Genomic DNA, 8,689 nt, shown 5'->3' with positions numbered 1-8,689 from the left:
CCCAAAGCCATAATCCCCTTTTAATTAAAAATAGAGCTCCAGAAAACAAACTGTCCGCCCCACGTGGACAAAATGGGTGATTTGTTCATGGGCGGTGACAGGCACCATAAAAAGGCACCATAAAAACTTATCTAGAAACATGGCCAGCGAGCGTAGATAGGCGGGCGGCTAGGTCGATTATTTCTTCGATGGCTTTTTGTTTTTTTGTTTCCCAGTTATTTTCCATCATGGTGAAACTTATTCCGTAGATGAGTTTGTTTTCATGGTTGTAGATTGGGGCAGCGACACAGTTGAATCCAAGGGCGGCTTCTTGTTCTTCGCAAGTGTAGCCGGCCACTTTGGCCGCTTCGATATGCTGCCAAAGTACTTCCTTTTCTTTTACTGTATAAGGTGTGCACTGTTCTAAATCCTTATTTGCATACAGTTTCTGAAACTCGTCATAGCTATATTGCGTTAATTGGATTTTTCCAATAGCGGTTGCATGTGCAGGAAGTTGCATGCCTGGGTCCGACATAAGGCGGACGCGGGAATCATTTTCTTGTTTTGCTAAATAAACAATATTAGTTCCTTGCAAGGTACCCATCTGAATCGTTTCATCGATTACCTTAACCGATTTAGCTGCTTCTTTATGAAATAATTCTAAGAGATTGAATTTGCGAAAATAAGCGGCACTATACCCTCCTAAAGTGGGACCTAATGTATATGTATCCCCATGGTCTTTTATAATCCACCCCAGCGTTTCCAATGTATTTAACAGCGAAAACATTGTACTTTTATTAATATTCAAGGCCTTTGAAAGGTCTATTAATCTGTACTTACCTGGTTCCTTTGCAATTAATCCAATAACGAGATTGGTTCTTTCAATAGCGGGAACCCAATATTTCTCTGACAAACGATCACCTTTTTCAAGTTTTAAGTGTATTGCTTCTATTATAAATGAAATGGGTGGATAACATGTAATGTGAAAATTAAATTGGCATAAAAATAGCTGTTCAGATGCATTAAGCACTGAACAGCCCCGCACACTTATGATTGATGTTGAGGAACAATAAGGGAATGCTCTTCTAAAATGCTTTTAACCCGTTCAAGTTTTTCTGAACTGACTGAACGAACTGGAGCTAAAACCTCAGTAGAAATGTCAATTCCACGTAAGCGAATTGCTTCTTTTACCACATTCATAAAAGGTGAATCGAGCTTGTATAAAGGAAGTAGGGATGCTAGTTTTTGGTGTTGCTCAATCGCTTTGGCATAGTCTCCTTGTTTAAATGATTGGTATATGCCTACTGAGATTTCTGGTGCAAAGGAAGCTGTTAAAGGTATCGAACCATCACCACCGAGAGCCAATGTATTTAAAAGGTGCTCATCATAACCGGCAAACACGGCAAAGTCTGGTTTTTCGGACTTAATCACTTGGATTAATTCTCTAGTGTGTCCCACAGCGAGAACAGTATCCTTAATACCAACAATATTCGGATACTTTTTAACAAGTTTTAACACGAAATCAGCTGATAAATCTTGTCCTGTTAATTCTGGATAGTTATAGATAATAATCGGCAGGTCGACATTCTCAGCAATTTCGGCATAATGTTGGAAAAGACTATCTTCTGTCAGCTTATAGTAATAAGGATTAACAACTACTACTGCATCAGCACCAATGCTTTTTGCATGTAGGCTTAATGAAACTGTTTCGTTTGTGCTCGGTGATCCTGTACCAATTAAAACGGGGACACGTCCATTTACATAGCGAGTAGTAAATTCAGCCACTTCTTTTCGTAACTCAACCGGCATTTGGCCGAACTCTCCGCCTGATCCTAAAAAGAATAATCCGTCAACTTTTGACTCAATGAGAAAATCAATTAGATTACCCATCCCTTTTTCATCTAACTTACCCTCTTTAAACAAAATTGTAGGTACGGGTGGGATTACACCATGAAATTTAGAAGCCATCTGACATTCTCCTTTTTGGTTTATTATATAAAACCTAGGTTTTATATATAGAACTACATTTATCTTATCATGTTTTTAACCACTGTGAACGAGGTTTAATAAATATTTTGCTTAATATTTTTGTCGAAATTTCGAGTTTTTTTGACAAAGAATTCTAAAATTTATTTTTTTTGATATTTTTTACTAGTAATTGATTTGTGTAAGCGTTATAATAAAAATATGGAACAGCGTTCCACGATATGGAACGTTTTCAATATGTATCTCTAAATTATTGAAAAGTGGTGAAGTACAAAAAAAGTTGTCCATTTCAGAAATTATGATTATATATTCCGTCATCTTACAAGTGTTAAGTAATACTTATTGAACAGCTAAGTATTACGAAGATTGTAACCGTTTTATTGTAACGATTATTTTAAGATGAATTAAAAGGAGAAGTTCATAATGGAAATAAGATACTCAACCCATCCGGATCATGCGAAAACGTTTACTACAGAGGAACTTCGCAAGCACTATCTGGTTGAAGAGTTATTTGTACCGGGAGAAATTAAGCTTACTTGTACAATGGAGGACCGTGCAATTATTGGGGGCATCACACCAGTATCAGAAGCGATTTCTCTAAAAGGATATGATGAAATTAAGTCTACATACTTTTTAGAAAGAAGAGAAGTGGGAATTTTTAACGTCGGCGGTACAGGCTCCATTACGGTTGATGGTGAGCAGTATGTAATGGAAAATAAAGATTGCTTGTATATCGGTTTAGGTAAACAAGAATTACTATTTGCTAGTGAATCAGTTGAAAATCCTGCTAAGTATTATTTATACTCTGCACCTGCTCATAAAGAGTATCCAACGCAGCTTGTAGCGTTTAAAGATATTGAAGGAGAAAGATTAGGAACAGTAGAAAATGCAAATGATCGTGTAATTCGACGAATGATCCATCTAGAAGGAATCCAAAGCTGCCAAGTAGTAATGGGATTAACTCAGTTAAATGCTGGAAGTGTTTGGAATTCAATGCCGACTCATACACATAACCGCAGATCCGAAGTCTATCTTTATATTGATTTAGATGAAAATGCTAGAATGTTCCATTTAATGGGTGAGCCAACCGAAACCCGCCATCTTGTTATGAAGAATGAACAAGCTGTTATTTCACCGCCATGGTCCATCCACTGTGGAAGCGCTACAAGTAATTACACCTTCATTTGGGCAATGGCAGGAGAAAATAAAACATATAACGATATGGATGCCGTTACGATGGATCAATTACGATAAAAGTATCCGTTTGGCACGCTAGCAAGATAACGAATGGGAAGGGCTGATGGTGTTGATTAAAGGTAAATTAAATGACCTAATAGAAACCCATGTGGTAGCTGCAAAATTTCAAGCAGGGTTAAATCTCTTAAAAGAAACAGATTTTTCTCCGTATTCTGCTGGTCGTCATGAACTCGATGAGAATTTGTTCTTCTTCTTAAATGAATATGAAACCAAAAATGCAGAAGAGTGTTTTTGGGAAGCTCATCAGAAATATTTAGATGTGCATTATATTTTAGAAGGCAAGGAAGCTATAGCTGTTGATCATATTGACCATCAGAAGGTAAAAGAGGAATACGACGAAGTGAAGGATGCCATCTTTTTTGAAGGCAACGTCGATTCCACTGTCACAATGACTCCTGGTGATGTGATGATTTGCTTCCCTGAAGATTCACATATGACCGGAATTATCGCCGGTGAAAAACAAAAGGTTCGAAAAGTGGTCCTTAAAGTAAAATTATAAATCCAACATTGAAAGGAAGTAGTTCATCATGAACATTTTGAAGTCGGTTAGAAAAATCCCAGGGGGAATCATGCTGGTTCCATTATTATTAGGAGCCCTTGTCCATACGTTTACTCCTGGAGCAGGTCCGTATTTCGGAGGATTTACCAATGGATTGATCTCCGGTACAGTTCCAATTTTAGCGGTATGGTTTTTCTGTATGGGTGCAAGTATCAATATTAAAGCATCAGGTACGGTTTTAAGAAAGTCTGGAACGATTGTAGTAACAAAAGTTTTGGTTGCATGGGTAGTTGGAATTGTTGCGATGCAATTTTTACCGCATGATGGCATCTCGTCTGGTTTATTTGCCGGATATTCCGTTCTGGCTCTCGTAGCTGCAATGGACATGACCAATGGTGGTCTTTATGCTTCGATTATGACACAATACGGTACAAAAGAAGAAGCTGGTGCATTTGTATTAACGTCCCTTGAATCTGGTCCACTAGTTACCATGTTAATTTTAGGTAGTACGGGAGCAGCAGTTTTTGAACCACAATTATTTATTGGTGCAGTTCTTCCATTTGTAATTGGATTTGCTCTTGGTAATCTTGATAGTGAATTACGTGAATTCTTCAGCAGAGCTACTGAAACAATGATTCCATTCTTCGGTTTTGCTTTAGGTAACACAATTGATTTAGCTGTTATTGGAAAAACAGGTCTGGGTGGGATTTTACTAGGTCTTTTAGTTATCGTCATTACTGGTATTCCATTAATCCTTGCAGATAAATATATCGGAAAAGGTAATGGTACAGCAGGACTAGCAGCATCAAGTACAGCTGGTGCGGCAGTTGCCAACCCAATGCTAATTGCCGAAATGAAACCGGAATTTCTTACTGCCGCTCAATCTGCTACCGCATTGGTGGCAACGTCAGTAGTAGTAACTGCAATCTTAGTACCTATTTTGACTGCTTATTGGTATAAATGGCAGCAAAAGAAGGGCAATGTATCAGGTGTGCAGCAAGATACAAAAGCATCGGCCTAATATTTAAATCAATGGAGACATATGCAAGAGGTTATGTCTCCTTCTCTTTAAAAAGGAGGATAAGAACATCGTGAGTAAAATTCTTACTGTTGGTGAACCGATGGCACTTTTTGTTGCAGAGCAAGAGGGATCATTGGAAGAAGTTGAACAATTTAGTCGTTTTGTTGCAGGAGCTGAGGTTAATTTTTCAATTGGCATGTCGCGTTTAGGACATCCGGTTACCTATATTACACAATTGGGAAATGACCCATTTGGTAAGTATATAGAAAAATTTCTTCAGCAGAATGCGATTGATACGACCAATGTCTCATATGAACCAGGCTATGTTACTGGTATGCAGTGGAAGCAAAAGGTTTCAAGCGGGGATCCGGAAGTATTCTCAGCACGCAAAAATTCCGCTGCATCGCATATGAATTTAGAAACAATTGCTAATTTAAATTGGGATGGCTTTGACCATATCCATTTGACAGGCATTCCACCTGCATTGTCTGCTGGCTGCAGGGAAATGGTTTATGAATTGATGAAACAAGCAAGGGAAAAAGGAGTGCAAATTTCCTACGATCCTAATTTGCGCCCAGGCCTTTGGTCAGATAAACAAGAAATGGTGCGAGTCATTAACGACCTTGCGTGTCAGGCTGACATTATTTTCCCTGGTATATCTGAGGCCCAACTGTTAACAGGTCTAGAGGATGTTCAAGAGATTGCTGAATACTATCATGCTGCTGGAGTCAAAACCGTTGTCATTAAACTCGGGGCTAAAGGTGCGTTTACAAGCTCAGAAGGGGAACAATTCTACACAGAAGGTTTCCCTGTAAAAGAAGTTGTCGACACTGTCGGTGCTGGTGATGGATTTGCTGTTGGTGTAGTGAGCGCTGTCCTAGAAGGATTATCATTGAAAGAAGCGGTAAGACGTGGTACTGCGATTGGAGCACTTGCGGTAATGTCACCTGGAGATAATGACGGATTACCAGATCGAAATGGGTTAGAAACCTATATGAAAAAATCACAGCCTATTATTTAATTGTCAAAGGTAAAGAAAACTATATTCTCGTTTTCTTTACTTTTGCTTTTTGTTTTTTAGAAAGGCTGTTTTAAAGGATACTTTTGATTTTGGAACCTGTTGATTGGAGCGAAAGGCGCTCGACTCCTCGAAAATGCTATCGCATTTTCTTCGTGCGTGGGCAAACTCAAGGATGAAAATTCAAAGTCCTGCGGGATGTACGAGCAGAGTGAGACCCCGCAGGTCGGAATGACCGAGGAGGCTCACGGCGAGCCCGCGGAAAGCGTAGCGCATGTAGCGCAAATCAACAGCCAAGTTTAAGGCAGCCTTTAGAAAATTAAAAAGGCATTCACTCAATGAATGAAATACCTCTTAGCTTCGAAAACCTGTATATCCAAGGTTTCTTGAAACATCTATCGTATACTCTCTAACTTTATCAATTAATGTACTTTCAATGTATTCCATGGTCACTCGATTGCTTGGTCCGGAAATACTAAAGCTGGCAATGATTTTTCCTTTATGATCAAAGATAGGAGATGCAATACAGCGAATGACGCCTTCATTTTCGATATTGTCTAAAGCGTATCCCTGTACCTTTACCTTTTCAATTTCTTTGACAAATTCTTCTTTAGTAGTGATGGTCGTGGGGGTCCTGCGAACGAATTTCATCTGTGAGAGCAGCTTTTCAAAATCCTTTTGGCTCTTATCAGATAGGAGAATTTTTCCTACGGCTGTACTATGCATGGGAGCCCGGCTTCCAATTCTTGAATACATTTGAATCGATCGATCACTTTCAATTTTATCAATGTAAACAATTTCTCCTTGATCTTCGATGCATAAATGGACAGTTTCCTTAACTTCTTGTGATAATTTTTGGAGAAAAGGTTTTGCAGTCGACACAATGTTCGAGTTATTTAAAAGGTTTCTAGAAAGGAAAAGGATTTGTAATCCAAGTTTATACTTATCTGTTTCCTCGTCTTGGGTAACATAATTCATATTGGATAAAGTCGCTAGCAGTCTATGAGTGGTACTTTTGGTTAGTCCCACCTGTTCAGATAGTCTAGCAATCTGGAGGCCATCTGGATATTCAGAGAGTTTATTTAAAATCGTTAAAGCCCTTTCAATTGATTGAACATTAGACAGGGTAATCTACCTCCTTTAATGAGTTAAGTAATAGATGGTGAAACATTTATTTTGAAACAGCGTTCTACTATATGGTACCATTAATACAAACTATTGTAAATTTAAGAAAATGAAAATAATATTATCTGAAAATAACTTTAAAATTGACTACGGAGCTGGTACATAATGAAAAAAGTAAATATTTTAACGAAAATTGTTGAATGTGGTGTTGTTGCCGTTGTTAGGGCAGATTCAAAGGAAGAGGCTTTTAAAATTTCCGAAGCATGTGTAAATGGGGGCGTTTATGGTATTGAAGTTACATTTACTGTAGATGGTGCAGATCAAGTAATTAAAGAGTTGTCATCCCATTATCAGAATAATAATAATGTCGTTATTGGGGCAGGAACAGTGCTTGATGTGACGACAGCAAGAATTGCTATTTTAGCAGGGGCGGAGTTTGTTGTCAGCCCTGTATTTGATGAGGAAACTGCCAAACTGTGTAATCTCTATCAAATCCCTTATATGCCAGGATGTATGACTATTACGGAAATCAAACGTGCATTGGAAATGGGAGTAGATGTAGTTAAATTGTTCCCTGGAAGTGTATATGGTCCTGATTTTGTAAAGGCTGTTAAGGCCCCACTGCCACAAGCAAACATTATGCCAACTGGAGGAGTAGATTTAGATAATGTTGGAAAATGGATTAAAAATGGATGCGTGGCTGTTGGTGTAGGCGGCAATTTAGTAGCACCAGCGAAAACTGGAGATTTTGACCAAATTACTGAATTTGCAAAACAATATGTTGCTAAAGTTCAAGAAGCAAGAAGTTCGTTGTAGCAGGTTCTTATAATTTAGTCACTTTTCATACATTCAAAGTGAAGACAGTCATAATCAATATTAGTTCTATTATAGGAGGGGTCATCTATGCCAACAAGTTTGAAAGATACTGTTACATTAGCGAATGGCGTGAAAATGCCGTGGTTAGGTTTAGGAGTTTTTAAAGTTAATGACGGGGACGAGGTTATTCAGTCCGTTAAAGCGGCTATTCGAAATGGATACATCAGTATCGATACTGCTGCGGTATATGAAAATGAAGAAGGTGTGGGGCAGGCGATTCGTGAATCCGATGTTCCTCGTGAGGATTTGTTTATTACATCAAAGGTATGGAACACCGACCAAGGATATGAAACTACATTAAAAGCGTTTGAAACAAGCCTTAACAAGTTAGGACTACAATATTTGGATCTTTATTTAATTCACTGGCCAGGTGTTGATAAGTATAATGAAACGTGGAAGGCTATCGAGAAGCTTTACAAAGACGGTCGCGTCCGTGCTATTGGTGTCAGTAACTTCCATGTTCATCATTTAGAGGATTTGATTAGAGATGCTGAAATTAAACCAATGGTCAACCAAGTGGAATTCCACCCACATTTAACTCAAAATGAACTTCGCGATTATTGTAAAAAAGAAGGAATTCAATTAGAAGCGTGGTCGCCACTAAAAAAAGGAGAACTTTTAAACGATCCAGTTCTCGAAGATATTGCGGCTAAGCACAACAAAACCGTTGCTCAAGTAATCCTGCGCTGGGATCTGCAACATGGCGTGGTTACCATTCCAAAGTCGATTAAAGAAACTCGCATCATCGAAAACAGTAATGTTTTTGACTTTGAACTAACCGCAGAAGAAATGGCAAAAATTGATGGACTTAACCAAGACAGCCGCTCAGGATCCAATCCGGATATTATGAGAGTAGGGTTCTAATTGAGAAGCTATTTGCAAAAATAAAAGCACGTGGAGAAAAACGATTCGTTTTTCTCCACGTGCT

General features: G+C 38.5%; 9 protein-coding genes. 6 read left to right on the top strand and 3 right to left on the bottom strand.

The window, feature by feature from the left end:
* Window positions 1-127: 127 nt before the first annotated feature.
* Both V7124_RS08295 and V7124_RS08290 read right to left on the bottom strand, forming a co-directional pair.
* A complete protein-coding gene (locus tag V7124_RS08295; RefSeq protein WP_335487947.1) occupies window positions 128-892 on the bottom strand; it encodes an IclR family transcriptional regulator in 765 nt (254 codons plus the stop codon).
* A 134-nt stretch (window positions 893-1,026) separates the two neighbouring features.
* On the bottom strand, window positions 1,027-1,947 hold the full coding sequence (locus tag V7124_RS08290; RefSeq protein WP_335487944.1) for a dihydrodipicolinate synthase family protein: 921 nt from the start codon (window positions 1,945-1,947) through the stop codon (window positions 1,027-1,029).
* 441 nt (window positions 1,948-2,388) lie between these two features.
* Here V7124_RS08290 and kduI point away from each other — a divergent pair, with 441 nt between their 5' ends.
* The 4 genes from kduI to V7124_RS08270 all read left to right on the top strand — a co-directional run bounded on the left by kduI (window position 2,389) and on the right by V7124_RS08270 (window position 5,763).
* Window positions 2,389-3,219, top strand: a complete 831-nt coding sequence (gene kduI / locus V7124_RS08285) for a 5-dehydro-4-deoxy-D-glucuronate isomerase (RefSeq protein ID WP_335487941.1) — start codon at window positions 2,389-2,391, stop codon at window positions 3,217-3,219.
* Window positions 3,220-3,265: 46 nt separating this feature from the next.
* Window positions 3,266-3,721 (top strand): YhcH/YjgK/YiaL family protein, encoded by a 456-nt coding sequence (locus V7124_RS08280; RefSeq protein WP_335487938.1) that lies wholly within the window; start codon window positions 3,266-3,268, stop codon window positions 3,719-3,721.
* Window positions 3,722-3,749: 28 nt separating this feature from the next.
* Complete coding sequence (kdgT, locus tag V7124_RS08275) at window positions 3,750-4,742, top strand: 2-keto-3-deoxygluconate transporter (protein WP_335412635.1); 993 nt, start codon at window positions 3,750-3,752, stop codon at window positions 4,740-4,742.
* A gap of 70 nt (window positions 4,743-4,812) precedes the next feature.
* Complete coding sequence (locus V7124_RS08270; RefSeq protein WP_335487935.1) at window positions 4,813-5,763, top strand: sugar kinase; 951 nt, start codon at window positions 4,813-4,815, stop codon at window positions 5,761-5,763.
* A gap of 351 nt (window positions 5,764-6,114) precedes the next feature.
* On the opposite strand, the gene V7124_RS08265 is transcribed toward V7124_RS08270, so the two are convergent.
* Window positions 6,115-6,867, bottom strand: coding sequence for an IclR family transcriptional regulator (locus V7124_RS08265; RefSeq protein WP_335487950.1), 753 nt, complete (start codon window positions 6,865-6,867; stop codon window positions 6,115-6,117).
* 183 nt (window positions 6,868-7,050) lie between these two features.
* On the opposite strand from V7124_RS08265, the gene V7124_RS08260 reads away from it, so the two are divergent.
* The gene (locus V7124_RS08260; protein WP_335412631.1) at window positions 7,051-7,701 is read left to right on the top strand and encodes a bifunctional 4-hydroxy-2-oxoglutarate aldolase/2-dehydro-3-deoxy-phosphogluconate aldolase; all 651 of its coding nucleotides are present in this window, start codon (window positions 7,051-7,053) and stop codon (window positions 7,699-7,701) included.
* Window positions 7,702-7,788: 87 nt separating this feature from the next.
* Window positions 7,789-8,625: an aldo/keto reductase gene (locus V7124_RS08255; protein WP_335487932.1), complete on the top strand. Its 837-nt coding sequence runs from the start codon at window positions 7,789-7,791 to the stop codon at window positions 8,623-8,625.
* Window positions 8,626-8,689: the final 64 nt, after the last annotated feature.

Source organism: Neobacillus niacini, assembly GCF_036961885.1.
In the GTDB taxonomy this organism is placed as follows: domain Bacteria; phylum Bacillota; class Bacilli; order Bacillales; family Cytobacillaceae; genus Neobacillus; species Neobacillus niacini_H.
Note: the sequence above shows the minus strand (reverse complement) of the source record. Positions and strands in the feature narration are given on the sequence as shown.